We start from the raw sequence: 25808 nt of genomic DNA on the forward strand, positions 1-25808 counted from the left end.
CCTGTGCTTCCTTGTTCTTCTCATTTATTTTTATTAATGACGTCGATGAACACGGCCGCCAGCAGCACCAGGCCCTTGATCACCTGTTGGTAGTCGATGCCGATGCCCATGATGGACATGCCGTTGTTCATCACGCCCATGATGAAGGCGCCGATGACGGCGCCCATCACCTTGCCCACGCCGCCCGAAGCCGAGGCGCCGCCGATGAAGCAGGCGGCGATCACGTCCAGCTCGAAACCTGTTCCCGCTTTCGGCGTGGCCGTGTTCAGGCGCGCCGCGAAGATCAAACCGGCCAGCGCGGCCAGCATGCCCATGTTGACGAAGGTGTAGAAGCTGACCCGTTCCGTCTTGATGCCGGACAGGCGCGCCGCTTTCTCGTTGCCGCCCACCGCATACACGCGGCGGCCCAGCACGGTGCGGTTGGTAATGAAGGTGTAGGCGACGATGAGCAGCGACATCACGGCCAGCACGTTGGGAAAGCCGCGGTACGATGCCAGCAAATAGCTGAAATACACCATCACGGCGGCGAAGATGGCGTTTTTCAGCAGGAAGAAGGCGCGCGGCTCGTTTTCCATGCCGTGTTTCAGTTGCTTGGCACGGCTGCGCAGCGAGGTGATGATCAGCGCGGCGGCGGCGATCACGCCCAGCAGCAGCGACAGGCCGCGCAGGTTTTCGCCGCCGAACGGGTCGGGCAAAAAGCCCGAACTGAGCATCTGGAAGCCTTCCGGGAAGGGGCCGACCGACTGGCCTGCCAGCAGCGCCAGGGTCAGGCCCTTGAACACCAGCATGCCGGCCAGGGTGACGATGAAGGAGGGGATTTTGAAGAAGGCGACAAAATAGCCTTGCGCGCCGCCGATGACGGCGCCGGCCAGCAGGCAGATGATGCTGGCGGCGACAAAGTTCATGTTGTAGTTGACGATCAGGACGGCCGCCAGCGCGCCGACGAAGCCGACCACCGAGCCGACGGACAAATCGATATGGCCGGCCACGATGACCATCAGCATGCCCAGCGCCATGATGACGATGTAGCTGTTTTGCAGCACCAGGTTGGTCAGGTTCAGCGGTTGCATCAGGGTGCCGTCGGTCATGTACTGGAAAAAGCCCATGATGACGATCAGGGAGAGCAGCATGCCGTAGTCGCGCATATTGTTCTTCAAGAAGCCGGCATAGCTTTTCGCTTGCGGCGCGGCCGATGGCGCGCCTGCCGCTGTTCCCGCTGTCAGTTTATTGTCCATTGTTTTCTCCGTGTGTAACGATCGCGCGCATGATTCGCTCCTGCGATGCTTCTGCTGCGCTCAGTTCTGCCGCGAAGCGGCCTTCGTTCATGACATAGATCCGGTCGCACATGCCCAGTAATTCCGGCATTTCCGACGAAATCATGATGATGCATTTGCCTTCGGCGGCCAGCTCGCTGATGATGCTGTAGATCTCGTATTTGGCGCCCACGTCGATACCGCGGCTCGGTTCATCGAGGATCAGGATGTCGGGGCGCGAAAACAGCCACTTTGCCAGCACCACTTTCTGCTGATTGCCGCCGGACAGGTTGACCACTTTCTGCGCCACGCTCGAGCAACGGGTCTTGAGCTTGCGGCGGAACTCCTCGGCCACGCTGAATTCACGCTGCTCGTCGATCACCATGCGCTTCGAAATTGCGTCCAGGTTGGCCAGGCTGGTATTCTTCTGGATGTCCTCTTCCAGGATCAGGCCCAGGCCCTTGCGGTCTTCCGTGACATACGCAAGGCCATGCGCGATCGCCTTGCCGATGGTGCTGACGTCGATCTCCTGGCCGTTCTTCAGCACCGTGCCGCTGATGCGCTGTCCGTAGGCGCGCCCGAAAATGCTCATCGCCAGTTCCGTGCGCCCGGAGCCCATCAAGCCGGCGATGCCGATGATCTCGCCCTTCTTGGCATGCATGTTGATGCCCTTGATGACGGGGCGGTCGGCATGCTCGGGATGGAACACGCGCCAATCGCGCACTTCGAAAATGGTCTCGCCGATGGTGGGCGTGCGCGGTGGATAGCGGTCGGCCATCTCGCGCCCGACCATTTTTTCGATGATGCGGTCTTCGCTGACGGGCTCCATGCGGCAGTCGAAACTGTCGACCGTGTTCCCGTCGCGCAGCACCGTGATGGCATCGGCGACTCTGGAAATTTCATTGAGCTTGTGCGAGATCAGGATAGAGGCGATGCCCTGGGCTTTCAGGCCCAGCAGCAGGTCGAGCAGGGCTGCGCTGTCGCTCTCGTTCAGGCTGGCCGTCGGCTCGTCGAGGATCAGCAGCTTGACGTCCTTGCACAGCGCCTTGGCGATTTCGATCAGCTGCTGCTTGCCCACGCCCAGGTTGGTGATCAGGGTGTCCGGGGACTCTTTCAGGCCGACTTTGTGCAGCAGTTCGCGCGTCTTCGCTTGCGCGTATTCCCAGTCGATGACACCCATGCGGGCCGGCTCGTTGCCGAGGAAGATATTCTCGGCGATCGACAGCTGGGGCACCAGCGCCAGTTCCTGGTGGATGATGATGATGCCGATTTCTTCGCTGTCCTTGATGTCGCGGAAGTGCCGCGTCTGGCCCAGGTAATCGATGTCGCCCGTATAGCTGCCATGGCCGTAGACGCCGCTCAGCACTTTCATCAGGGTCGATTTGCCGGCGCCGTTTTCGCCGACGATGGCGTGGATCTCGCCGCTGCGTACCCGCAGGTTGACATTGTCGAGCGCAACGACGCCCGGGAATGTTTTGCGTATCCCGCGCATTTCCAGGATAGTGTTCGTCATATAACCTCTCTGGCACGGCCGCGCTGGTCGGCGCCGGTCGTGCGGCAGTCTTGTTCTTGATCGTGCATGAAGCGAAAGGCCCGGCAGCGCCGGGCCTTCAGTACCGTCGATGCTTATTTCACTTGCGATTCCGTGTAGTAGCCGCTGCCGGTGACGAGTACCTGCTTCCAGTTCGCCTTGTCGACGGTGACCGGTTTTAACAGGTAGGACGGCACGACTTTCACGCCGTTGTTATAGGTCTTGGTATCGTTGACGGTCGGGACTTTGCCCGACATCATCGCGTCGACCATGTTGGCCGTCACCTTGGCCAGTTCGCGCGTGTCCTTGAACACGGTCGATGCCTGTTCGCCGCGGATGATGGATTTCACCGACGGGATTTCCGCATCCTGGCCCGTCACGACGGGGAACGGTTGTTTCGGCGTGCCGTAGCCGACGCCCTTGAGCGACGACAGGATGCCGATGCTCAAGCCGTCATACGGCGACAGCACCGCGTCGACGCGCGCATTCCCGTAGTAGGCGCTGAGCAGGTTGTCCATGCGCGCCTGCGCTACGGCGCCGTCCCAGCGCAGGGTGGCGACCTTTTCCATGCCCATCTGCTTCGAGCGCACCACCAGCTTGCCGCTGTCGATGTAGGGTTTCAGCACCGACAGCGCGCCGTTGTAGAAGAAGTGCGCATTGTTGTCATCGGCCGAGCCGCCGAACAGCTCGATGTTGAACGGACCCTTGCCTTCCTTGAGTTTCAGCGCCGATTCGATATAGCCCGCTTGCAGCACGCCGACCTGGAAGTTGTCGAAGGTGGCGTAGTAATCGATGTTTTTCGTGCCGCGGATCAGGCGGTCATACGAAATGACCTTGATGCCCTTGTCGGCCGCCTTTTGCAGCACGTTCGACAAGGTGGTGCCGTCGATGGCGGCGATCACCAGCACCTTGGCGCCCTTGGTGATCATGTTTTCCACCTGCGCCAGCTGGTTCGGGATATCGTCGTCGGCAAACTGCAAGTCCGTCTTGTAGCCGCGCTCCTTGAATACCTTGACCATGTTGTCGCCGTCGGCGATCCAGCGCATGGACGACTTGGTTGGCATCGAGATGCCGATCGCGCCCTTGTCGGCGGCGCTTGCCACGGGTATTACCGCCATGCCGGAGATGGCCAGCGCCAGGCTCGCGGTCAGCATTTTCATTGTTGTTTTCATTTCAGGTCTCCACCGTCTTCGATAGTTGAATGTGCCAGGGCCGTCGTCCCAGTGGGCGGGCTCCGTGCGGATGGCCGATTGCAGGCCACGGCTGATACTAGTTTGTCCATCCATCCCTCACCAATCACTTTTTTCGCATTGGCGATATCCAAAACGATATCGATCGATCAATTGATGCAATGCGCCATAACCCTGCTTCCCGCCTGCTGACAGGGCAGAAACGGGGACCGCGCGGCGGCTTTTTTTGGTGCACTGCAATACCAATAATCATCATTCAATTTGGTGATTTTCGTAATTGCGGCGACACAGGGCGGCGCGCAGAATCGCTCCGAACTTGACCGATTGCCTTCCCATCACGTCCCTTTGAAAGCTTGCCATGCAGCCGATTTCCCCCGTCTCCCTGTTGCCCGCCGACCTGGCGCAGGCCCTCCTCATCGGCCGCATCTGGCGTGACGGCCCTTGCGTCGTCGCCGTGCGCGGCGGCGAGGTGGTCGACATCACGCAGACGGTGGCGACGGTGGCTGAGCTGTTCGAGCGCAGCGATGCGCTCGATATCGCCCGCCATGCGCCCGGAATCGCGCTCGGCTCCGTGCCGGCGCTGCTGGAGCAGGCGCTGGCCGCGCCGGCAGGCGAGCCGCTGCTGTTGGCGCCGTGCGACCTGCAGGCTGTCAAGGCATGCGGCGTGACTTTCGCCGTCAGCCTGCTCGAACGGGTGATCGAGGAACAGGCGGGCGGCGACGCGGCACGCGCGGCGAGCTTGCGCACCGCCCTGCAAATGACCCTGGGCGGCGACTTGTCCGCATTGAAGCCCGGCTCGGACGCGGCGCAGCGGCTGAAACAGCAGCTGCAGCAGCGCGGCGCCTGGTCGCAGTACATGGAAGTGGGCATCGGCCCCGATGCGGAAGTGTTTACCAAGGCGCAGCCGATGTCGTCGGTGGGCTGCGGCGCGCAGGTGGGCTTGCTGCCATCGTCCGCCTGGAACAACCCGGAGCCCGAGATCGTCCTGGCCGTCAACAGCCGCGGCGAGGTGCTGGGAGCGACCTTGGGCAATGACGTCAACCTGCGCGATATCGAAGGGCGCAGCGCCCTCTTGCTGGGCAAGGCCAAGGATAACAACGGTTCCTGCGCCATCGGCCCCTTCATCCGCCTGTTCGACGAACACTTCACGCTCGACACCGTGCGCCAGGCGGAAGTGTCGCTGCTGATCGAAGGCGCGGACGATGACTTTGTGCTCGAAGGCGCCAGCTTCATGCGCGAGATCAGCCGCGACCCGCTGGACCTGGTGCGCCAGACGGCAGGCCAGTACCACCAGTATCCGGACGGCTTCATGCTGTTCCTGGGGACCATGTTCTCGCCCGTGAAGGACCGCGGCGCGCAGGGCGGCGGCTTTACGCACCACCTGGGCGACCGGGTGACGATTGCCAGCGCCGCGCTGGGCGCGCTGGTCAACGAAGTGCAGCGCTGCGATGCGATTCCTCCCTGGACGTTCGGCGTGCGCGCGCTGTACCAGAACCTGGCCCAACGCGGTTTGCTTTGATTATTTATTAACTAAGAACGCTTAACAAAACCGTAGCGAGCGGATGAGAGTTGTGGCTGAGTAGCGGAGCTGTGCGCATGCACGGGGACGCCGAGTCAGTGAGCATCGGAGGCCGCAAATCTCGACGCGCAGTAGGTTTGGTTATGCGTTCCTAAAAGTGAGACACCATGCAACATGCAATCTATCCCAGCCTGGCAGGTCAGCGCGTCGTCATCACGGGCGGAGGCACCGGCATCGGCGTGGCCTTCGTCGAGGCGTTCGCGCGCCAGGGCGCCCACGTCACTTTCCTCGACATCGCCCGCGAGGCGTCGCTGGCGTTGCAGGAAAAGCTGGCGCACCTGCCGCAGCCGCCCGTGTTCCGCTATTGCGACCTGACGGACCTGGCAGCCCTGGCCGCCACCTTCGCCGAGATCGAGCACAGCGCGGGCGCCACGGATATCCTCGTCAACAACGCTGCCAATGACGACCGCCACCAGCTGCAGGACGTCACGCCCGCCTACTGGGACGAGCGCATCGCCGTCAACCTGCGCCACCAGTATTTCTGCGCCCAGGCAGTGGCGCCGGCCATGCGCGCCAAGGGCGGCGGCGTGATTCTCAACCTGGGGTCGATTTCCTGGCACCTGGCGCAAGCGCGCCTGTCGATTTACATGACGGCGAAAGCTGGCATCGAGGGCCTGACGCGCGGTCTGGCGCGCGATTTGGGCGTCGACGGCATCCGCGTCAACTGCATCATCCCCGGCGCCGTGCGCACGCCGCGCCAGGAGCGGCTGTGGCATACGCCGGAAGCGGAAGCCGTGATCCTGCAGGGACAATGCCTGCAGACGCGCGTGGAGCCGGAAGACGTGGCGGCGCTGGCGCTGTTCCTCGCGTCCGACAACGCGGCCAAGTGCGCCGGCCGCGAATACTACGTCGACGCAGGCTGGTACGGCGCATGAACATTCCTGCCCAACGCCCGTCGCGGCGCTTCCGCTCGCAGGACTGGTTCGACAATCCCGAGCACATCGACATGACGGCGCTGTACCTGGAGCGCTTCATGAACTACGGCATCACGGCCGAGGAGCTGCGTTCGGGCCGTCCCATCATCGGCATTGCGCAAAGCGGCAGCGACATCAGTCCCTGCAACCGCATCCACCTGGAACTGGCGCAGCGCGTGCGCGACGGCATCCGCGACGCGGGCGGCATCCCGATGGAATTCCCGCTGCACCCGATCTTCGAGAACTGCCGCCGTCCCACGGCAGCGCTGGACCGCAACCTGGCGTATCTGGGCCTGGTGGAAATCCTGCATGGCTACCCGATCGACGCCGTGGTGCTGACCACCGGCTGCGACAAGACGACGCCGGCGCAATTAATGGCCGCCGCCACGGTGGACATTCCCGCCATCGTGCTGTCGGGCGGGCCCATGCTCGACGGCTGGATGGACGGCGAACTGGTGGGTTCCGGCGCAGCCATCTGGAAGGGCCGCCGCCAGTTGTCCGCAGGCTTGATCGACAACGACAAATTCCTGCAGATCGCCGCCGCCTCGGCGCCATCGGCCGGCCACTGCAACACCATGGGCACGGCATCGACGATGAATGCGCTGGCCGAGGCGCTGGGCATGTCCCTGACGGGCTGTTCGGCCATCCCCGCGCCGTACCGCGAGCGTGGCCAGATCGCCTATGCCACGGGGTGCCGCATCGTCGACATGGCGTTCGAGGACGTCCGTCCTTCAAGCATCCTCACGCGCGCAGCGTTTTTGGACGCCATCATCGTCAACGCGGCCATCGGCGGCTCGACCAACGCCCAGCCCCATTTGATGGCCATGGCCCGCCATGCGGGCGTGGAGCTGCATTCGAGCGACTGGATGGAACACGGCTACGACGTGCCGCTGCTGCTGAACATGCAGCCGGCCGGCAAATTCCTGGGCGAGCGTTTCCACCGCGCCGGCGGCGTGCCGGCCGTGATGTGGGAGTTGCTCCAGGCGGGTTTGCTGCATGCCGAGCGGCCCACCGTCACGGGCAAGACGATGGCGGCGAACCTGGCCGGGCGCGAAAGCGCGGACCGCGAGATGATCCGTCCGTTTGCCGCGCCGCTGAAGGAAAAGGCCGGTTTCATGGCCTTGCAGGGCAACCTGTTCGACTTCGCCATCATGAAGACCAGCGTGATCTCGCCCGCTTTCCGCGAGCGCTACCTGTCGCGCCCGGGCAGCGAAGGCGTATTCGAGGCGCGCGCCATTGTCTTTGACGGGTCAAACGACTACCACGCGCGCATCAACGACCCGGCCCTGGCCATCGACGACAGCTGCATGCTGGTCATGCGTGGCGCCGGCCCTGTCGGCTGGCCCGGCTCGGCCGAAGTGGTCAACATGCAGCCGCCCGACGCCTTGCTCAAGGCCGGCATTTTGAACCTGCCGACCCTGGGCGACGGGCGCCAGTCGGGCACCTCGGACAGTCCCTCGATCCTGAACGCGTCGCCGGAAAGCGCGGTCGGTGGCGGCCTGGCGCTGCTGCGCACGGGCGACATGATCCGCGTGGACTTGAACGCGGGCCGTTGCGACATGCTGGTCGAGGCACAGGAACTGGCGCGCCGCGCCAACGAGCTGCCGCCGCCCGTCAACGACAGCGCCACGCCATGGCAGGAGCTGTACCGCGCCAGCGTGGGCCAGCTGGAAACGGGCGCCTGCATGGAGCTGGCGCTGAAGTACCGCGCCGTGGGGCAGACCCTGCCGCGCCACAACCATTGATTTTTGAAGCCGCAACACCCGCAGTGAAAAAACGTTGTTAATAAAATCCACAAGGAGACACACAATGAACAAGATCATCAGTGCAGCCATCATGACCGCCATGCTGGCATTGACCAGCAGCGCCGCCCTGGCCGATGCAAAAAACCCGAAGATCGGCTTTTCCATCGACGATTTGCGCGTGGAACGCTGGACGCGCGACCGCGATTTCTTCATCGCCGCCGCCGAAAAGCAGGGCGCCAAGGTCTTCGTGCAGTCGGCCGACGCCAGCGAGCAGCGTCAGATTTCTCAAATCGAGAACCTGATCTCGCGCGGCGTGGACGTGCTGGTGATCGTGCCGTTCAACGCGACGGTATTGAACAACACCGTCAAGGAAGCGAAAAAGGCCGGCATCAAGGTGCTGTCATATGACCGATTGATCCTGAACGCCGATATCGACGCGTATATCTCGTTCGACAACGAGAAAGTAGGCGAAATGCAGGCCGAAGGCGTGACCAAGCTGCAACCGAAGGGCAATTACTACCTGCTGGGCGGCTCGCCGACCGACAACAACGCCAAGATGCTGCGCGAAGGCCAGATGAAAGTGCTCAAGCCGTTCATCGACAAGGGCGATATCAAGATCGTCGGCCAGCAGTGGGTGAAGGACTGGAGCGCCACCGAAGCGCTGTCCATCGTGGAAAACGCGCTGACGGCCAACGGCAACAAGATCGACGCCATCGTCGCCTCGAACGACGGCACGGCCGGCGGCGCCATCCAGGCTCTGGCTGCGCAAAAACTGGCAGGCAAGGTACCTGTCTCGGGCCAGGACGCCGATCTGGCGGCGGTGAAACGCGTGATCGCCGGCACGCAGTCGATGACAGTCTACAAACCGCTCAAAACCATCGCTGCCGAAGCGGCCAAGCTGGCCGTGCAACTGGCGCGCAATGAAAAGCCGGCCTACAACTCCAGCTATGACAACGGCTTGAAAAAAGTCAGCACGGTGCTGTTGAAACCAACGCCGCTGACCAAGGCGAATGTGAACGTTCTCGTCGACGACGGCTTCTATACCAAAGCTCAGTTGGGCAACTAAAAGCTGGGGTCAGACCCGCTGGGACTGACCCCTGATTTCTGTTAATCCGCAACGAGAGTGAGCATGTCCGACTATCTGCTTGAAATGAAAGGCATCGTCAAACAGTTTGGCGGTGTCCGCGCGCTTGACGGCATCGACCTGCAGGTGCGGGCCGGCGAGTGTATCGGCCTGTGCGGCGAGAATGGCGCCGGCAAGTCGACCCTGATGAAAGTGCTGTCCGGTGTGTACCCGCACGGCACCTGGGATGGCGACATCCTGTGGGATGGCCAGCCCCTGCGCGCGCAATCGATCCGCGACACGGAAGACGCGGGCATCATCATCATCCACCAGGAGCTGATGCTGGTGCCGCAGCTGTCCGTGGCCGAGAATATCTTCATGGGCCGCGAGTTGACCCTGCCGGGTGGGCGCATGCATTATGCGGCCATGTACAAGCGCGCCGACGAGCTGCTGCGCGAACTGAAAATTCCCGAATTGAACGTGGCGCAGCCCGTGATGAATTACGGCGGCGGCCACCAGCAACTGGTGGAAATCGCCAAGGCGCTCAACAAGAATGCGCGCTTGCTGATTCTCGACGAGCCGTCGTCGTCGCTGACGGCGTCGGAAATCGCCGTACTGCTCGATATCCTGCGCGCGTTGAAAGCCAAGGGCGTCACCTGTATCTACATTTCGCACAAGCTCGATGAAGTGGCGGCCATCTGCGACACCATCGTCGTCATCCGCGACGGCAGGCATATCGCCACCACGCCGATGGCGCAGATGAACGTCGAACGCATCATCGCGCAGATGGTGGGCCGCGAAATGAGCCAGCTGTATCCGCAGCGCGCGCAGCCGCCGGCCATTGGCGAAGTGCTGTTGGAGGCACGCCACGTGACTTGCATCGACGCCGACAACCCGCAGCGCAAGCGCGTCGACGATGTGTCATTTACCCTGCGCAAGGGCGAAATCCTCGGCATCGCCGGCCTGGTGGGGGCGGGGCGCACGGAACTCGTTTCGGCCCTGTTCGGCGCCTACCAGGGGCCGTGCCAGGCCGAAGTGTGGCTCGATGGCCGGAGAATCGATACCCGCTCGCCGCAAAAGGCGATTGCCATGGGCTTGGCCATGGTGCCGGAAGACCGCAAGCACCACGGCATCGTGCCGGACCTCGACGTGGGACAGAACATCACCCTGGCCGTGCTGGAGCAGTTCGCGCGCGCCACGCGCATCGATGGCGAGGCGGAATTGACGGCCGTGCGCGGCGAGATCGCCCAGCTGGAACTGAAGGCGGCCAGCCCGTCGCTGCCCATTACGAGCCTGTCGGGCGGCAACCAGCAAAAGGCCGTGCTGGCCAAGATGCTGCTGACGCGCCCGCGCGTGCTGATTCTCGACGAGCCCACGCGCGGCGTGGACGTGGGCGCCAAATATGAAATCTACAAATTGATGCTGGCGCTGGCCGACCGGGGCGTGGCCATCATCATGGTCTCGTCGGAGCTGGCAGAAGTGCTGGGCGTGTCCGACCGCGTGCTGGTGATGGGCGAAGGCCGCCTGCGCGGCGACTTTATCAACGATGGCCTGAGCCAGGAAACCGTGCTGGCGGCGGCGCTGGACCAGCGCCCGGCTCCCGCCGCCCATACCGCAAACAAGGAAACCGCAGCATGAAACCGCACAGTATCAAACAGCTGTTCACCCAATACAAGATGCTGGCCCTGCTGATCGCCGTGGCGCTGATCTGGGCCTTCTTTTCGTGGAAGACGCAGGGTAGTTTCCTCACGCCGCGCAACCTGTCGAACCTGCTGCGCCAGATGTCCGTCACCGGCATCCTCGCCTGCGGCATGGTGCTGGTGATTATCGCCGGCGAGATCGACCTGTCGATCGGCTCCCTGCTGGGGCTACTCGGCGGCATCGCCGCCGTGCTGGACGTGACGCAGCACTGGCCGCTGGCCTTGAACCTGGCGGCGGTACTCGGCTGCGGCCTGGTGATCGGCCTGCTCAACGGCTACCTGACGGCGTACTGGGGCATCCCGTCCTTCATCGTCGGCCTGGGTGGCATGCTGGCGTATCGCGGCATTTTGCTGGGCATCACGGGCGGCATCACCATCGCGCCTGTATCCGAGCCGATGGTCTACCTGGGGCAGGGCTACCTGCCCGCGGTGCCCGGCATCGTGCTGGGCATCGGCCTGTTCCTGCTGGCCGCTTTCCTGACGTGGCGCGCGCGTGCCAGCCGCGCGCAGCATGGCTTGCCGCAGACGGCGCCCTGGGCCGACAGCTTGCGCCTGGCCGTCATCGGCGCCGTGCTGTACGCCTTCGTGCAAACCCTGAATGGCTATGAAGGCATCCCGCTGCCCGTGCTGTTGCTGCTGGCCTTGCTGGGGCTGTTCAGCTATATCACCAGCCAGACCGTGTTTGGCCGCCGCATCTACGCTGTTGGCAGCAATATGGAAGCGACGCGCCTGTCCGGCATCAATGTGAAAGCCGTCAAGCTGTGGATCTTCGGCATCATGGGCCTGATGTGCGCGCTGGCGGGTCTGATCAACACGGGTCGCCTGGCGGCCGGTTCGCCGTCGGCCGGCACCTTCAGCGAACTCGATGCCATCGCCGCCTGCTTCATCGGCGGCACTTCGATGCGCGGCGGCTCGGGCACCGTGTATGGCGCCCTTATTGGCGCGCTGGTGATGGCCAGCCTGGATAACGGCATGTCCATGCTGGACGTGGACACCTACTGGCAGATGATCGTAAAAGGCAGTATCCTCACCCTCGCCGTGTGGGTCGATGTCAGCACGCGTGCCGGACGCCGCTAGCCGTGAAACGATCTGGCACGGGAGGAGACACCATGAAGATGCCGACCGCGCACCGGATCGCGCTGCTGTTTAACGGGAATAAAATCTATGACCGCGACATCATCGCGGGCATCGCCGCCTACCTTAACACCACGCGCGTGTCGTGGGACCTGTTCCTGGAAGAGGATTTTCGCTGCCGCCTGCCGGGCATCGAACGCTGGCAGGGCGACGGCATCATCGCCGATTTCGACGATCCCGCCGTCTGCGCGGCGCTGGCGCACAGTCGCCTGCCCGTGGTGGCCGTGGGCGGCTCGTATGCGCGCGCGGAGGATTACCCGGCCGGCATCCCGTACGTGGCGACCGATAATTTCAAGATCGTCAAGCTGGCCTATGAACACCTGGTGGAAGCGGGATTGAGCCGCTTTGCCTGTTTCAGTCTGCCCGAGGCCGATATCAACCGCTGGGCGCAGGAGCGCGAAACGGCGTTTTGCACCTTGATGGAGCGCGACCACATGCATGCCGACGTGTACCGGGGCGTCGCCACCAGCGCGCCGTCATGGGATGAAGCGGTGGAGCAGCAGATCGCCTGGCTCAACAGCCTGGAAAAACCCGTCGGCATCATCGCCGTCAGCGACGCACGCGCGCGCCAGCTGCTGCAAGCGTGCATGCACGCCGGCATCGCCGTGCCGGAGCAGGTCGCCCTGATCGGCATCGACAATGACCCGCTGGCGCGTATGCTCACGCGCATTCCCTTGAGTTCCGTGATCCAGGGCACGGAGGAAATGGGCCGCACGGCGGCGCATTTGCTGCACCAGATGCTCAACGGCGCGCGGCTGTCCGGCACGCGCATCCTCGTGCCGCCGGCGGGCCTGAACGTGCTCGCTTCCACGCGCCATCAGCCCTTCCAGCATCCGCAGGTGATGCAGGCGCGCCACTTCATCCGCCAGTACGCCTGCCAGGGCATCAAGACGGAGCAGGTGGCCGATTACGTGGGCGTGTCGCGCTCTTCGCTCGAAGCGCACTTCCGCCAGGAGCTGGGGCGCAGCGTGCACGATGAGATCCTGCATTTCAAGCTCGACGCGGCCAAGACCCTGCTGACGCGCGGGCCGGGGCAGGTGGCCGAGGTGGCCGTGCGTTGCGGCTTTACCACGGTGCAGTACATGCATGCCGTCTTCAAGCGCGAACTCGGTTGCACGCCGCGCGAATTCCAGCAGCGCAGCCGGCCGCCGCCAGCCCCCGGGCAGGCGCCATGATGCATCTGTTGCGCAACGCGCGCGGCATGCGCGTGGCCATCGATACGCACGATGCCAGCGTGCGGGCCTGGTGGGCGCCCGACCGCTATGGCCGGCTGGCCGATGTGCTGGGCGCGGCGCCCCCAGGGGCGCGGTCCTCCGCGGGCTGGCAGTGCGCATCGCCCGGCGACGGCCACTTGCAGTTGCAGCTGGCGCAAGACGGCCTGTCGGTGCGCCTGAGCTACCGGTTTGACGACGACGGCAGCCTGCACCTCGACTGCGTCGCCACGGCCGATACCGTTTCCCGTTTTGCGCTTGCCGCACCCCGCTTCAACCTGCAGGGCCGCCGTGCCGGCGTGGGCGACCACGTGCTGCGCCTGGCCGCCGACCGTTACTGGCCTTGGCCAGGCGGCAGCGCGGGTGACGCCGCGCTCGATGTGGCGGGCAGCGCGTTTGACTTCCGCCAGCCGGCGCCGCTCGCTTCGCGTCTGGCCTGGCCCGCGCTGGCCCACTTGCCGGGATTCCGGCATGATTTTTACTGGACGGGCAGCGGCCAGCTGCGCGAGGCGGCGCGGGTTACCGACCCCGCGTCGGGCCGGGTCCTGCGTTTTTCCAGCACCCAGGACAGTTGCCATCTGTATTCCGATGCGCGCTGTTTTTCCCTGCTGGCGCAGGGTGTGGAAATGCAGCCGGGACAGGCGATGCGCTTCAAGCTCGCCTACCGTTTGGGCGTGCAGGATCTCGACGCGTTTGACATATCCGAACCGGTATCAATGATGTCAAATAAGTGATTGGTCAGATATGCGGGGCAGTTCTACCATGGGGTAGTTTTTCCCTCATTTATTTTTGTCCTGACCGACGTTGCGAGCCTGCCCATGAACATACTCACCATCGATGCCGGCACCACCAATACGCGTACCTTGCTGTGGCGCGCAGGCGCCGTCGTCGCCCAGGCGCAGCTGGAAACGGGCGTGCGCAATACCGCCATCGATGGCCATAACGGCGCGCTGAAACAGGCGCTGCGCGACACCGTCGCCTGCGTGCTGGCCAGCGCGGACATTGCGCCGTCCGAGGTGGACCTGGCGCTGGCCTCGGGCATGATCACCTCGCCCATGGGAGTGCGCGAAGTGCCGCATTTGCCGGCGCCCGCCGGCCTGGCCCAGCTGGCGCAAGGCATGCAGGCGGTGGACTTGCCCGACGTGCTGGCGCAGCCCCTGTGGCTGATTCCCGGCGTGCGCAACCAGCATGGCGCCGTCGGCCTGCATAACGTCGAGGCGATGGACATGATGCGCGGCGAAGAGACGGAAGTCGTCGCGTTGCTGGAACGCCTGCAATTGCGGGGCGCGGCAACCTTGATCATGCCCGGCTCGCATACCAAATTGATCAGTGTGGACGAGCAGCGCCGCATCCTCGGCTGCAGCACCACCATCGCGGGCGAACTGCTGCAGGCGATCACGCAGCATACCCTGATCAAGCAATCGGTCGATGGCGGTTTTGCGCAGACCCTGGTGCCGAAAATGCTGCTGGCCGGCGCGGCGGCGGCGCAAAAAACGGGGCTGGCGCGCGCCTGCTTCAGCGTGCGCACCCTGGGCCAGTTCAGCGCCGTCGAATGCAACGAGCGGGCCAATTTCCTGATGGGCGCCGTCCTCAGCGGCGACTTGCTGGCGCTGCGCAACAGCACCGCCATCCAGATGCGGCCCGATACCCCGCTCGTCATTACGGGCAAGCCCATGCTGCGCCAGGCGCTCGGGCTGCTGATCGAAGAACACGGATTTTTTTATGGCAAGCGCATCATCGTCGACGACCAGCAGCAAGCCAATCTGGCTGGTCACGGTGCGCTGCTGATCGCCGCCGCGCGCGGCTTGATTTCCCCGCAGGAGACAGTATGAGTGACAACAAGAACAAGCGTCCCTTGCGTTCGCAAGCGTGGTTTGGCGGCGACGACAAGGACAGTTTCATTCACCGCAGCTGGATGAAGAACCAGGGCTATCCCAGCGACGCCTTCGATGGCCGTCCCGTCATCGGCATCTGCAATACCTGGTCCGAACTGACCCCCTGCAATGGCCATTTCCGCGACCTGGCCGAGATGGTCAAGCGCGGCGTGCTTGAAGCGGGCGGTTTTCCCGTCGAATTCCCCGTGATGTCGCTGGGCGAGACGAACCTGCGCCCGACGGCCATGTTGTTCCGTAACCTGGCCAGCATGGATGTCGAGGAATCGATTCGCGCCAACCCGATCGACGGCGTGGTGCTGCTGACGGGCTGCGACAAGACCACTCCGGCCCTGCTGATGGGCGCGGCCAGCGTGGACTTGCCGACCATCGTGCTGTCGGGCGGCCCCATGCTGAACGGTAACTACCGCGGCAAACCTATCGGCTCCGGCACGGACGTGTGGAAGTTTTCCGAAGACGTGCGCGCCGGGCGCATGACCTCAAACGAATTCAAGCAGGCCGAATCGTGCATGTCGCGCTCCGCCGGCCACTGCATGACCATGGGCACGGCTTCCACCATGGCCAGCATGGTCGAGGCTCTGGGCGTGACCCTGCCCGGCAACGCGGCCATTCCCGCCGTCGATGCGCGCCGCAAGCTGCAGGCGCAGCTGACGGGCCGGCGCATCGTCGACATGGTGCATGAAGACCTGAAACTGTCGCAGATCCTCACGCGCGAAGCGTTTGAAAACGCCATCATGGTCAACGGCGCCATCGGCGGCTCGACCAATGCCGTGATCCACCTGCTGGCCATCGCAGGGCGCATCGGCGTGGACATGCGCCTGGGCGACTGGGACCGCCTGGGGCGCGACATTCCCTGCCTGCTGAACCTGATGCCGTCGGGCCAGTACCTGATGGAAGATTTTTACTATGCGGGCGGCCTGCCCGTGATCATCCGCGATCTGCTGGGCAAATTGCATGGCGAGGCGCTCACCGTCACGGGCGCCAGCATGGCCGTCAACGTGGCCGAAGCGGAAAATTTCAATCCCGAGGTGATCACGCCGCTGGCGCAGCCCTTCAAGGACGAGGGCGGCATCGCCGTCCTGCATGGCAACCTGGCCCCGCGCGGTGCCGTCATCAAGCCGTCCGCCGCCTCGCCCGAACTGATGCAGCACCGTGGCCGCGCCGTCGTCTTCAACAGCATCGAGCATTATAAAAAGCGCGTCGACGATCCCGCGCTCGATATCGACGCCAGCTGCGTGATGGTGCTGCAAAATTGCGGCCCGCAGGGCTATCCGGGCATGGCGGAAGTGGGCAATATGGGACTGCCGAAAAAACTGCTGGAGCAGGGCGTGCGCGACATGGTGCGCATCTCGGACGCGCGCATGAGCGGCACGGCCTACGGCACGGTGGTGCTGCACGTGGCGCCGGAAGCGGCCGTGGGCGGGCCGCTGGCGCTGGTGCGCGATGGCGACATGATTGAACTGGACGTGGCGGGACGGCGCCTGCACCTGGACATCGACGAGGCCGAGCTGGCGCGCCGGCGGGCGGAATGGAGCGCGCCGCCGCCGGCCATGAAGGGCGGCTACCAGTCGATGTACATCAAGCACGTGACGCAGGCCGATGAAGGCGCGGACCTCGACTTCCTCGTCGGTTGCCGGGGCTCCGCGGTTCCGCGCGAATCACATTGAAAGAAGGAACAGACATGGGAACACGGGCCCAATTACTGGTCGATGCGCAGAATTTTCTCGGCGAGGGCGTGCGCTGGTGCGAACGCAGCGGCCGCGTTTTCTGGACGAATATCGAAGGCTGCCAGCTGCATGCGCTGGTGCTGGCCACGGGCGAGCGCCAGACGTGGGCCATGCCGGAGCGCCTGGCGTGCTTCGCGCTGACGGACAGCGACGACGTGCTGCTGCTGGGACTGGCTTCGCGCCTGGCCTGGTTTGACGCGCGCAGCGGGGCCGTCACGCCCTTGCACACGGTGGAGGGGGACTTGCCCATGACGCGCCTGAACGATGGCCGCTGCGACCGCCAGGGACGCTTTGTCTTCGGCACGCTCGATGAGCGCCCGTGCCGCGATGCCGTCGGCAGCTTCTATCGCCTCAACCTGGACTTGACCCTGGAGCGCCTGCCGCTGCCGCAGATCGCCATCTCGAACAGCATCTGCTTCAGCGTCGATGGCACGGCCATGTACTTCTGCGACTCGATGAAGAAGGCGATCTACCGCTGGGACGATTATCTGGGGGGCGACGCCAGCCGGGTGCGCGTGTTTGCCGTGCTCGATCCGGGCCCCGGCGCCGCCGATGGCGCCACCGTCGATGCGGATGACTACTTGTGGAGCGCGCAATGGGGCGCCGGCAGGGTCTTGCGCTTCGCGCCGGACGGCAGCGTCGAGCGCGCGATAGCCTTGCCCGTGTCGCAGCCCAGCTGCGTGAGCCTGGGCGGGCCACACTACGACGAATTGTTTGTCACGACGGCGCAGGAGAGCTTGAGCCCGGCCCAGCTGGCGAGCGAACCGCTGGCCGGGGGATTGTTTCATGCGCGCCAGGTGGGCGTGCGCGGTTTGCCGGAAGTGCGCTTTGGCGCCCTGCCGGCCTGACAGGAGAGAGCAAATGCAGAAGCACACGGTTTTCGAGGGCATTATCGAACGGGGTATGGTCGGCATCGTGCGCGCCTCTTCGGCGCAGGCGGCCGTGCAGATTGCCGAGGCGTGCATTGCCGGCGGCATCACGGCGCTGGAAGTGGCGTTCACCACGCCCGATACCCTGGGTGTGCTGCGCACCCTGCGCGAACGCCATGGTCATGACGTGCTGTTGGGTGCGGGCACGGTGCTCGATACGGAGACGGCACGCGCCGCCATCCTGGCCGGCGCCCAGTTCATCATCTCGCCTGGCGTGAACGTGGAGACCATCACGCTGTGTCAGCGCTACCAGGTGCTGTCTATGCCGGGGGCGATGACGCCGACGGAGATAGTCACGGCCCTGCAGGCCGGCGCCGACATCGTCAAGGTCTTCCCTGCCGAGATGTTCGGTCCCGCCTACATCAAGGCCCTGCGCGCGCCCTTGCCGCAAGCGCCGTTGATGCCGACGGGCGGCGTGACGGTGGAGAACTTGCATGAATGGTTTGCCAGCGGCGCCGTGGCCGTGGGCATCGGCAGCAGTCTGAGTGGTCCGGGCGCCACGGGAGACTACGCGGCCGTGACGGCGCGCGCGCAGGCCTTCGTGGCGAAGATGGCGGCCGTGCGGACGGCTAAGTCTTCTGGCTAGCTCCCACCGGGACGGGAATCTGCTACGCTAAAGGAGCAATGTCGCACGCCTCATAGACCAGAATATGTCCAACATCGCCCGCATCCTGCAAGACAGCCGCATCATCGCCATCGTCGGCATGTCCGACAAGCCCGAACGCGCCAGCCATGAAGTGGCAGATTACCTGCTGCGGCATGGCTATCGCGTGTTGCCCGTCAATCCGGCCCTCACCGGGCGCGATGTGCTGGGGCAGCGCGCTTACGCCACCCTGACGCAGGCCGCGGCGGCTGTCGCGCCGGCGCGCATCGACATCATCGACTGCTTCCGCAAGTCAGAAGATATTCTGCCCATCGCCGAGGAAGCCATCGCCGTCAAGGCTGGCTGCCTGTGGCTGCAGCTCGACGTCGTCAACGAGCAGGCGGCGCAGCTGGCGCGGGCGGCGGGCCTGGAGGTGGTAATGGACCATTGCACAAAAATCGAGCACCGCAAGCTGGCGGTGGCGGCATGAAGGCGCGCACGCAGTTCCGTGCCGGGAAGGACTTCGACCTGAACGAGGATTTCGCCGGCAAGCGCCTGCTGGGCGCCGCCACCAAGGCGGCGAACAAGAAGCTGACGGCTGCCCAGTGCAAGGCCCTGGACCGCGAGGAAACCGTGGCCCTGACGGCGCAGATCGCCGAGTGCCAGAGCATGCTGTACGCGCAGCACAAAAAGAAGGTGCTGCTGGTCTTGCAGGGCATGGATACGTCGGGCAAGGATGGCACGGTCAAGGCGATCTTCAGCAATATCAACCCGATGGGCATTCGCGCCGTGGCGTTCAAGGGACCCACCGATATCGAACTGGCGCACGATTACCTGTGGCGCGTGCACCAGCACGTGCCCGTGAAAGGCGAGATCGCCATCTTCAACCGCAGCCATTACGAGGATGTGCTGATCACGCGCGTGCAGGACATGATCGACAAGGCCGAATGCCAGCGCCGCTATGCGCAGATCCGCGATTTCGAGCGCATGCTGAGCGAAACGGGCACCGTCATCCTGAAAGTCTTCCTGCATATCTCGAAGGACGAGCAACGCGGACGGCTGCAGGAGCGGCTCGATGATCCCGACCGCCAGTGGAAGTTCGATCCCAACGATATCGCCCAGCGCAAGAAGTGGGATGGCTACCAGCGCGCCTATGAAACGGCGATCCGCGAGACGGATGCCGACCACGCGCCGTGGTACGTGGTGCCATCGAACTCCAAGACGCAGCGCAACCTGGTGGTCGCGTCCCTGCTGCTGGAAACCCTGCAGGGCATGAAGCTGGAATACCCGGCGCCGGACCCGAAACTGTCGTCTTTCAAGGTCGAGTAGAGCTCGGGGCAGTTCAGCGCCGCGCCTGCGAAATCTGCCGCGCTGTGGCATAGTATCCCTCGTCGATAATTCAAACCAGACCGGAGATGCATATGCTGCAGTTGAAAGATCCTACCTTGTTGCGTCACCAGGCTTACGTGAATGGAGCCTGGGTCGATGCCGATGGTGGCCAGACGATTAATGTGAGCAATCCCGCCACGGGCGAGCATATCGGCACGGTGCCCCTGATGGGCGCCGCCGAGACGCGCCGCGCCATCGAGGCGGCCAATGCCGCCTGGCCTGCCTGGCGCAAGAAGACGGCCAAGGAGCGCGCGGCCGTGCTGCGCCGCTGGCATGACCTGATCCTGGAAAACGCCGACGACCTGGCGCTGATCATGACCACCGAGCAGGGCAAACCCCTGCCGGAAGCGAAGGGCGAAGTGCAGTTCGGCGCCTCGTTCATCGAGTGGTTTGCCGAAGAAGGCAAGCGCGTTGCGGGCGATACCCTGCAATCGCCTTGGCCGGACCGCCGCCTGGTCATCACCAAGGAGCCGATCGGCGTGTGCGCCGCCATCACGCCGTGGAACTTCCCCGCCGCCATGATCACCCGCAAAGTCGGCCCGGCCCTGGCCGCCGGCTGCCCGATGGTCCTGAAACCGGCTGAAGCAACGCCGTTTTCCGCGCTGGCGCTGGCCGTGCTGGCCGAGCGCGCAGGCGTGCCTGCGGGCGTGTTCAGCATCGTCACGGGTGCGCCGAAAGACATCGGCGGCGAAATGACGTCGAACCCGATCGTGCGCAAGCTGACGTTTACGGGTTCGACCCAGGTGGGCCGCCTGCTGGCGGAACAGTGCGCGCCAACGATCAAGAAACTGTCGCTGGAACTGGGCGGCAATGCGCCGTTCATCGTCTTCGACGACGCGGACCTGGATGCGGCCGTGGAAGGCGCCATTGCCTCGAAATACCGCAATGCGGGCCAGACCTGCGTGTGCGCCAACCGCCTGTACGTGCAGGACAGCGTGTATGACGCGTTTGCCGACAAACTGGTGGCCGCCGTGGCCAAGCTGAAGGTGGGCAATGGCATCGAGGCGGGCGTCACGCAAGGTCCGCTGATCGACGCCAAGGCCGTCGCCAAGGTGGAAGAACACGTGGCCGACGCGCTGGGCAAGGGCGGCCGCCTGCTCGCTGGCGGCAAGCGCCATGCGCTGGGCAACGGCTTCTTCGAGCCGACCATCATCGCCGACGTGACGAACGACATGCGCGTGGCCACCGAGGAAACCTTCGGCCCGCTGGCGCCCCTGTTCCGCTTCAAGAAGGACGATGAAGTCATCGCCCTGGCCAACAACACGGAATTCGGCCTGGCTGCCTACTTCTATTCGCGCGACATCGGCCGCATCTGGCGCGTGGCCGAAGGCCTGGAAACGGGCATGGTCGGCGTCAACACGGGCCTGATCTCGAACGAGATCGCCCCCTTCGGCGGCGTCAAGCAATCGGGCCTGGGCCGTGAAGGGTCGACCTACGGTATCGAAGACTATCTGGTCATCAAGTACATCTGCATGGGCGGTATCTAGGATGCTTGATTAAATCTACTGCGCGGCGCGCTTTCCGGCCTGCGATGCGCGCTGCCTCGGCGGCCCCGTACTCAGTACAGCTGGGCTTCTTAGCCAGATGGGGCGTCGAGCCTCGTTGCCGCTCGCTACGATTTTCTCAAGCATCCGTGACGTCCGTTATCGACGGCTGTTACGAACCGATCCTAACCTGTCCAGCATGCCCTTGACCGCTTCCATCTGCGTGCCGCTCTTGCGGTAGAAATCCGGGTCGATCGGATTGATGCTGGTGTAGCCCCAGAAATCCCAGCAGCCTTTCGGGTTGTACGGGTAGACGGGGCTCGGTTCGGCCTGCGGATACAGCACGATGATCTTGTTGGCGTCCGCCACCTGGTTGTAGCCGGTGCTGGTATAGAAACGGTCGCCGATGGCTTGCGTCGTTTGCAAACAGCCGTGGAACACCACGTGCACGCGGCAGCTCTCGCTGTCGCAGGCTTTCGGGATGTAGGCGTAGCCCGTATTGTTCATGCTCGAGTACGCGTTCTGGATGAAGCTGCGCTGGTTGAAGGCGATCAGCTTGCCCGTCAGCGTGGTCGACGCGGGCTGCAGGTCCGGGTACAGGTGCTGCAGGATGTCGCGCGCCTGCACGAAGTCGCAGTCATTGATGAAGGGCGACGCCGTTACATCGCAAGCCTTGTCCTGGTTGTTGTCCGTGATGATGGCATGGCCTGCGCCGACATTGTCGACGAAGCGGATCTGCTCGGCCGGCGTGCCCGCCAGCGCATAGAATTTCCCCACCTGTTCCACCACCGGCCGCGTCACGGTCTGGTCTTTCGTTCCGCTGAACAGATACACGCGCTGGCGTTTCAGGTTGGCCGTGTCGTCGATGAGGCGGGCGCGCGCGAAGTCGTTCGCCGCGCGCAGCAATTCGCTGGCGACAGGCGGCGCCACCTGCGCGCTGCCCGGATTCATGCAGGTGGTCAGGGCATTCGTCAGGTAGGGGATGTAGGGGAAGCGGCCTGGCTGGCCCGAGCAGAAATACGGGCCGCCCGCGATGATGCCGGCGCCGGCCACCGTGGCAGAGTAGGCGACGGCAAACTGCGCCGCCATGAAGCCGCCCGAGGACAGGCCGGACACGGTGGTCTGGCTCAGGTCAGCCTGGTAGCCGGGCAGGGCGGGAGCATCCCTGGTCGCGGCGGGCTTGGCAGCTTTGGCGGCCGTGGCGGCGAGCGCGCCGCCTGGCGCCAGGGTGAGCAGGCTGGCGGCCAGCAGGGCGGTGGGTAATGCGGTCAGGTGCGGGAAGGGCATGGCGACTCCACAAGGCAAGAAATGGGATAGGAAGGCCGAGCATAGGTAAAAAAACTGTGCGATGGGCAAGTACTGCACTATCGTTGATGTCGCTCAAGCAATTGCTGTTCTTGTGGCCCTCATGCGCGCGCGCGGCGTTTGACATAGAATGGTTTTTTCCGTTCAACCATGGTGCCCTTCATGTCCAAGACTCTTGCCCAGCTGTTTGCGCTCACCACCCTTGCCGCCGGCGCCAGCCTGGCCATGCCGGCCCATGCCGCCGAAACCGCTACAGCTGCCGTCGCGCCAGCCGCCTGCCCCGCGATTCTCAAGCAGACCTTCAACCGCCTGCAGGATGAAGCGCCGCAAAACCTGTGCCAGTACGCGGGCAAGGTGGTGCTGGTGGTCAATACGGCCAGTTATTGTGGTTTTACTAATCAATATGAAGGGCTCGAGGCGCTGTACGCCAAGTACGGCAGCAAGGGCCTGGTGGTGCTGGGCTTCCCGTCGAACGATTTCGGCAAGCAGGAGCCGGGCAACAGCAAGGAAATCGCCGATTTCTGCTACAACACCTATGGCGTGAAGTTTCCCATGTTCGCCAAATCGGTGGTCTCCGGCCCCGCGCCGAATCCGCTGTATGTGGACTTGATCAAGCAGACGGGCAAGACCCCAGCCTGGAATTTCCACAAATACCTGATCGACCGCCACGGTAAAGTGGTGGAAAGCTTCCCCAGCAAGGTGACGCCGGACGACAAGAAACTGGTGGGCGCGGTGGAAAAAGCGCTGGCGCTGTAAGTTGCCGACACGCAAGCAGGCTTGATCGCCTGCTTTTTTTTAATGCCGCGCTTGTCGTCTTGCCATCATTGTCCTAAGCTGGTTGTTCGCGTTTGTCACAACCAAGGAGAACATCATGGCGTATGTCGATGGATTTGTGGTGCCCGTACCGAAAGCCAAGCTCGAAGCCTACCTGGCCATGTCGCGCAGTTGCGGCGCCATCTGGCGCGAGTACGGCGCGCTGGAATTTCGCGAATGCGTGGGCGACGACGTCAAGCCAGGCAAGCTGACGTCGTTCCCGCAAGCGGTGGACTTGCAGGATGGCGAAGTGGTGGTGTTTTCCTGGATCGTGTATGCGTCGCGCGCCAAGCGCGATGAAATCAACGACAAGGTCATGAAAGACCCGCGCCTGGCCGAGATGATGGATCCGGCCAAGCTGCCGTTCGATGGCAAGCGGATGATCTACGGCGGTTATGAAATGCAGGTGGATCTCTAGCGGCTGAAACAGTCCATGGCGGCGTTGCAATGCCTCGTCGTGTAGTTGCACTGCCTTCGGCAATGCGCCTTGCCCTGAACGGTTTCAGGCGCTAGCGATGATATGTGCCGGCAACGCCCCGCGCAACGCATTGCACACGACAATCGCTTCGGCCCGTGCCAGCATGGCCCGCGTGATAATGGTTTCCTGCGCGTCCCAGGCGGGATCGGCCAGCATGGCGGCGCGTTGCACGCCGGGCAGCAGGCCGCAGGACCGGGGCGGCGTATGCCAGCGGCCATCGAGGCGGATGAAGACATTGCTGCGCCCGCCTTCCGTCAGTTCGCCCCGTTCGTTAAAGAACAGCATGTCGAAGCTGCCTCGCGCCTCGGCTGCGCGCCAGGCCGCGTCGTAGCGTGCGCGCACGCTGCTCTTGTGACGCAGGAACAGGTCGTCGGCAGTCGTGGCGTCGGGTGCCAGCAGGATGGTTACCGTGTCCGGCAGGGCAGTGAGCGCACCGCTTTGCGTCGTGAACTGGCCATCCTGGCGCAGCGCCAGGCGCAGGCGGAAGGGCGCGTCGTCGGGACGCGCCGCGCAGGCCGCCTGCAGCGAGGCACGCGCGGCACTGTCACTCCAGGCAAAACCGAAGTAGGCGCAGGAGGCGGCCAGGCGCGCCAGATGGCGCTCCTGCTGGCGGCAGCCGCCGGTGCGGCTGGCGTGCAGGGTCTCGAACAGTTCGAAGTCGTTCGTGAGGCCCGTGAGGAAGCGGGCCTTGAGCTGGCACTCCGCAAATTCCTCGTGCGGGTCGCTGTCGAGCACGATGCCGGCACCCACGCCCATCTCGCCGCGCCGGATGCCGTCAGGGCCAGCCGGCTGCAAGGCCAGGGTGCGGATCGGCACGGACATGCAGAAGTCGCCCACCGCGTGGGTAGCGCCGGCGGCGGGAGGGTCGAACCAGCCGATGGCGCCCGTATAGATGCCGCGCGGCGCCGGCTCCAGCTCGGCGATGATTTCCATGGTGCGGCGTTTCGGCGCGCCCGTGATCGAGCCGCACGGGTACAAGGCCAGGAAGACGTCGGCCAGGCTGGCGTCGTCACGCAGGCGCGCCTGCACGGTGGAGGTCATTTGCAGCACGCTGCTGTAGCGCGTCACCTCGAACAGGGCCGGCACCTTGACGGAGCCGGTGACGGCGATGCGGCCGATGTCGTTGCGCAACAGGTCGACGATCATCAGGTTTTCCGCGCGGTTCTTCGGGTCATTGGCCAGGGCGCTGGCGCGGCGCGCGTTTTCTGCCGTTTGCTCAGGCGGGGCGGCAGGCGCCGTGCCTTTCATGGGGCGCGCCATCAGCTCGCCTTGCGCATGGCGCACGAACAGTTCCGGCGACAGCGATAGCAGGGCGCCGCCATCGGGCAGCATCACCAGCGCGCCGTAGGGCACGGGCTGACGCGCGCGCAGCCGCGCATAGAGGGCCAGGGGCGAGCCGAAGGCGTCGAAGCGCAAGCGATACGTGTAGTTGACTTGATAGGTGTCGCCGGCCACGATGTAGTCGTGGATGCGGTCAAGCGCGCGCGTGAATTCGGCTTGATCAACATTCGCGCGGATATCGGCCACGCCCGCCGGCGCGGCGTCGGCGTGGACACGCGCGTCCAGCCACTGCGCCACCTCGTCCTGTGAAAGCTGCGTGCAATGGTCGAAGACGAGCACTTGCGCCAGCGGCGGCGCGTTGATGCCTGCCGCGCGCGGCGGCATGGCCAGCAAATGCGCCCCCAGCTCGTAGCTGCACACGCTGACGGCGTACTGGCCGCGATGTAAGGCGTCTTGCAGGCCTTCCAGCAACTCGGGCCACGCTTGCCCCTCGGTGCACTGCAAGACCGCCGCCAGGCCCGTGTACAGGCGCGAACCGGCGCCCGGGGTACTGGCGTCGTCGAGCAGGGCGAAACAGTCGGTATGCATGGGGACAGCCGCGGCGGTG

Annotated in this window: 22 protein-coding genes; 17 read left to right on the top strand and 5 right to left on the bottom strand. The window is 64.3% G+C overall.

What is annotated here, in order from left to right; translation table 11 throughout:
• Positions 1 to 20: 20 nt before the first annotated feature.
• The 3 genes from mmsB to chvE form a co-directional block, all read right to left on the bottom strand.
• Entirely contained in the window at positions 21 to 1235 is a 1215-nt protein-coding gene (gene mmsB, locus O3298_RS21215; protein ID WP_305060478.1) for a multiple monosaccharide ABC transporter permease, read from the bottom strand.
• A complete protein-coding gene (gene mmsA, locus O3298_RS21220; protein WP_305060479.1) occupies positions 1225 to 2766 on the bottom strand; it encodes a multiple monosaccharide ABC transporter ATP-binding protein in 1542 nt (513 codons plus the stop codon). Before mmsA ends, mmsB begins: the two co-directional genes overlap by 11 nt.
• 113 nt (positions 2767 to 2879) lie before the next feature.
• Positions 2880 to 3902, bottom strand: a complete 1023-nt coding sequence (chvE, locus tag O3298_RS21225; RefSeq protein ID WP_369811626.1) for a multiple monosaccharide ABC transporter substrate-binding protein — start codon at positions 3900 to 3902, stop codon at positions 2880 to 2882.
• A gap of 430 nt (positions 3903 to 4332) precedes the next feature.
• On the opposite strand from chvE, the gene O3298_RS21230 reads away from it, so the two are divergent.
• The 15 genes from O3298_RS21230 (at position 4333) to gabD (ending at position 21327) form a co-directional block, all read left to right on the top strand.
• Complete coding sequence (locus tag O3298_RS21230; protein ID WP_305060480.1) at positions 4333 to 5493, top strand: fumarylacetoacetate hydrolase family protein; 1161 nt, start codon at positions 4333 to 4335, stop codon at positions 5491 to 5493.
• Between the two features lie 167 nt (positions 5494 to 5660).
• Positions 5661 to 6428, top strand: a complete 768-nt coding sequence (locus tag O3298_RS21235) for an SDR family NAD(P)-dependent oxidoreductase (protein ID WP_305060481.1) — start codon at positions 5661 to 5663, stop codon at positions 6426 to 6428.
• Complete coding sequence (locus O3298_RS21240) at positions 6425 to 8212, top strand: IlvD/Edd family dehydratase (RefSeq protein WP_305060482.1); 1788 nt, start codon at positions 6425 to 6427, stop codon at positions 8210 to 8212. The genes O3298_RS21235 and O3298_RS21240 overlap by 4 nt, the downstream gene beginning before the upstream one ends.
• A gap of 91 nt (positions 8213 to 8303) precedes the next feature.
• On the top strand, positions 8304 to 9278 hold the full coding sequence (gene xylF, locus O3298_RS21245; RefSeq protein WP_369811627.1) for a D-xylose ABC transporter substrate-binding protein: 975 nt from the start codon (positions 8304 to 8306) through the stop codon (positions 9276 to 9278).
• Positions 9279 to 9341: 63 nt separating this feature from the next.
• Complete coding sequence (gene xylG, locus O3298_RS21250) at positions 9342 to 10913, top strand: D-xylose ABC transporter ATP-binding protein (protein ID WP_305060483.1); 1572 nt, start codon at positions 9342 to 9344, stop codon at positions 10911 to 10913.
• Entirely contained in the window at positions 10910 to 12052 is a 1143-nt protein-coding gene (locus O3298_RS21255; RefSeq protein WP_305060484.1) for a sugar ABC transporter permease, read from the top strand. The genes xylG and O3298_RS21255 overlap by 4 nt, the downstream gene beginning before the upstream one ends.
• Positions 12053 to 12084: 32 nt before the next feature.
• Complete coding sequence (locus tag O3298_RS21260) at positions 12085 to 13284, top strand: DNA-binding transcriptional regulator (protein WP_305060485.1); 1200 nt, start codon at positions 12085 to 12087, stop codon at positions 13282 to 13284.
• Entirely contained in the window at positions 13281 to 14054 is a 774-nt protein-coding gene (locus O3298_RS21265) for a hypothetical protein (protein ID WP_305060486.1), read from the top strand. The genes O3298_RS21260 and O3298_RS21265 overlap by 4 nt, the downstream gene beginning before the upstream one ends.
• 84 nt (positions 14055 to 14138) lie before the next feature.
• The gene (locus O3298_RS21270) at positions 14139 to 15152 is read left to right on the top strand and encodes a 2-dehydro-3-deoxygalactonokinase (RefSeq protein WP_305060487.1); all 1014 of its coding nucleotides are present in this window, start codon (positions 14139 to 14141) and stop codon (positions 15150 to 15152) included.
• The gene (gene araD / locus O3298_RS21275) at positions 15149 to 16879 is read left to right on the top strand and encodes an L-arabinonate dehydratase (protein WP_305060488.1); all 1731 of its coding nucleotides are present in this window, start codon (positions 15149 to 15151) and stop codon (positions 16877 to 16879) included. Before O3298_RS21270 ends, araD begins: the two co-directional genes overlap by 4 nt.
• 14 nt (positions 16880 to 16893) lie before the next feature.
• Positions 16894 to 17787 (top strand): SMP-30/gluconolactonase/LRE family protein, encoded by an 894-nt coding sequence (locus tag O3298_RS21280; RefSeq protein ID WP_305060489.1) that lies wholly within the window; start codon positions 16894 to 16896, stop codon positions 17785 to 17787.
• 13 nt (positions 17788 to 17800) lie between these two features.
• A complete protein-coding gene (locus tag O3298_RS21285) occupies positions 17801 to 18454 on the top strand; it encodes a bifunctional 2-keto-4-hydroxyglutarate aldolase/2-keto-3-deoxy-6-phosphogluconate aldolase (protein ID WP_305060490.1) in 654 nt (217 codons plus the stop codon).
• Between the two features lie 64 nt (positions 18455 to 18518).
• A complete protein-coding gene (locus O3298_RS21290) occupies positions 18519 to 18941 on the top strand; it encodes a CoA-binding protein (RefSeq protein ID WP_305060491.1) in 423 nt (140 codons plus the stop codon).
• Complete coding sequence (locus O3298_RS21295) at positions 18938 to 19780, top strand: PPK2 family polyphosphate kinase (RefSeq protein WP_152257844.1); 843 nt, start codon at positions 18938 to 18940, stop codon at positions 19778 to 19780. Before O3298_RS21290 ends, O3298_RS21295 begins: the two co-directional genes overlap by 4 nt.
• Positions 19781 to 19872: 92 nt before the next feature.
• Complete coding sequence (gene gabD, locus O3298_RS21300) at positions 19873 to 21327, top strand: NADP-dependent succinate-semialdehyde dehydrogenase (RefSeq protein WP_289918685.1); 1455 nt, start codon at positions 19873 to 19875, stop codon at positions 21325 to 21327.
• A 156-nt stretch (positions 21328 to 21483) separates the two neighbouring features.
• Here the strand turns inward: gabD and O3298_RS21305 are convergent, their stop codons facing one another.
• A complete protein-coding gene (locus O3298_RS21305; protein WP_289918684.1) occupies positions 21484 to 22611 on the bottom strand; it encodes a poly(3-hydroxybutyrate) depolymerase in 1128 nt (375 codons plus the stop codon).
• A 180-nt stretch (positions 22612 to 22791) separates the two neighbouring features.
• On the opposite strand from O3298_RS21305, the gene O3298_RS21310 reads away from it, so the two are divergent.
• Together O3298_RS21310 and O3298_RS21315 are read left to right on the top strand one after the other, a co-directional pair.
• Positions 22792 to 23385: a glutathione peroxidase gene (locus O3298_RS21310; RefSeq protein ID WP_289912542.1), complete on the top strand. Its 594-nt coding sequence runs from the start codon at positions 22792 to 22794 to the stop codon at positions 23383 to 23385.
• 115 nt (positions 23386 to 23500) lie between these two features.
• Positions 23501 to 23860 carry a DUF1428 domain-containing protein gene (locus O3298_RS21315; RefSeq protein ID WP_099665920.1) on the top strand — a complete coding sequence of 120 codons (360 nt, stop codon included), beginning with the start codon at positions 23501 to 23503 and terminating at the stop codon, positions 23858 to 23860.
• An 84-nt stretch (positions 23861 to 23944) separates the two neighbouring features.
• Here the strand turns inward: O3298_RS21315 and pabB are convergent, their stop codons facing one another.
• Positions 23945 to 25789: an aminodeoxychorismate synthase component I gene (gene pabB, locus O3298_RS21320; protein ID WP_305056487.1), complete on the bottom strand. Its 1845-nt coding sequence runs from the start codon at positions 25787 to 25789 to the stop codon at positions 23945 to 23947.
• Between the last annotated feature and the right edge of the window lie 19 nt (positions 25790 to 25808).

Source organism: Janthinobacterium sp. SUN137 (genome assembly GCF_030587265.1).
In the GTDB taxonomy this organism is placed as follows: Bacteria; Pseudomonadota; Gammaproteobacteria; order Burkholderiales; family Burkholderiaceae_D; genus Janthinobacterium; species Janthinobacterium kumbetense.

Coding starts and splice junctions, on each gene's coding strand:
- O3298_RS21230 (WP_305060480.1), top strand. CDS start 4,333: ATGCAGCCGATTTCCCCCGTCTCCCTGTTGCCCGCCGACCTGGCGCAG.
- O3298_RS21290 (WP_305060491.1), top strand. CDS start 18,519: ATGTCCAACATCGCCCGCATCCTGCAAGACAGCCGCATCATCGCCATC.
- xylF (WP_369811627.1), top strand. CDS start 8,304: ATGACCGCCATGCTGGCATTGACCAGCAGCGCCGCCCTGGCCGATGCA.
- gabD (WP_289918685.1), top strand. CDS start 19,873: ATGCTGCAGTTGAAAGATCCTACCTTGTTGCGTCACCAGGCTTACGTG.
- O3298_RS21315 (WP_099665920.1), top strand. CDS start 23,501: ATGGCGTATGTCGATGGATTTGTGGTGCCCGTACCGAAAGCCAAGCTC.
- O3298_RS21305 (WP_289918684.1), bottom strand. CDS start 22,611: ATGCCCTTCCCGCACCTGACCGCATTACCCACCGCCCTGCTGGCCGCC.
- chvE (WP_369811626.1), bottom strand. CDS start 3,902: ATGGCGGTAATACCCGTGGCAAGCGCCGCCGACAAGGGCGCGATCGGC.
- O3298_RS21265 (WP_305060486.1), top strand. CDS start 13,281: ATGATGCATCTGTTGCGCAACGCGCGCGGCATGCGCGTGGCCATCGAT.
- mmsA (WP_305060479.1), bottom strand. CDS start 2,766: ATGACGAACACTATCCTGGAAATGCGCGGGATACGCAAAACATTCCCG.
- O3298_RS21310 (WP_289912542.1), top strand. CDS start 22,792: ATGTCCAAGACTCTTGCCCAGCTGTTTGCGCTCACCACCCTTGCCGCC.
- xylG (WP_305060483.1), top strand. CDS start 9,342: ATGTCCGACTATCTGCTTGAAATGAAAGGCATCGTCAAACAGTTTGGC.
- O3298_RS21235 (WP_305060481.1), top strand. CDS start 5,661: ATGCAACATGCAATCTATCCCAGCCTGGCAGGTCAGCGCGTCGTCATC.
- O3298_RS21280 (WP_305060489.1), top strand. CDS start 16,894: ATGGGAACACGGGCCCAATTACTGGTCGATGCGCAGAATTTTCTCGGC.
- mmsB (WP_305060478.1), bottom strand. CDS start 1,235: ATGGACAATAAACTGACAGCGGGAACAGCGGCAGGCGCGCCATCGGCC.
- O3298_RS21285 (WP_305060490.1), top strand. CDS start 17,801: ATGCAGAAGCACACGGTTTTCGAGGGCATTATCGAACGGGGTATGGTC.
- O3298_RS21260 (WP_305060485.1), top strand. CDS start 12,085: ATGAAGATGCCGACCGCGCACCGGATCGCGCTGCTGTTTAACGGGAAT.
- O3298_RS21255 (WP_305060484.1), top strand. CDS start 10,910: ATGAAACCGCACAGTATCAAACAGCTGTTCACCCAATACAAGATGCTG.
- pabB (WP_305056487.1), bottom strand. CDS start 25,789: ATGCATACCGACTGTTTCGCCCTGCTCGACGACGCCAGTACCCCGGGC.
- O3298_RS21295 (WP_152257844.1), top strand. CDS start 18,938: ATGAAGGCGCGCACGCAGTTCCGTGCCGGGAAGGACTTCGACCTGAAC.
- O3298_RS21240 (WP_305060482.1), top strand. CDS start 6,425: ATGAACATTCCTGCCCAACGCCCGTCGCGGCGCTTCCGCTCGCAGGAC.
- O3298_RS21270 (WP_305060487.1), top strand. CDS start 14,139: ATGAACATACTCACCATCGATGCCGGCACCACCAATACGCGTACCTTG.
- araD (WP_305060488.1), top strand. CDS start 15,149: ATGAGTGACAACAAGAACAAGCGTCCCTTGCGTTCGCAAGCGTGGTTT.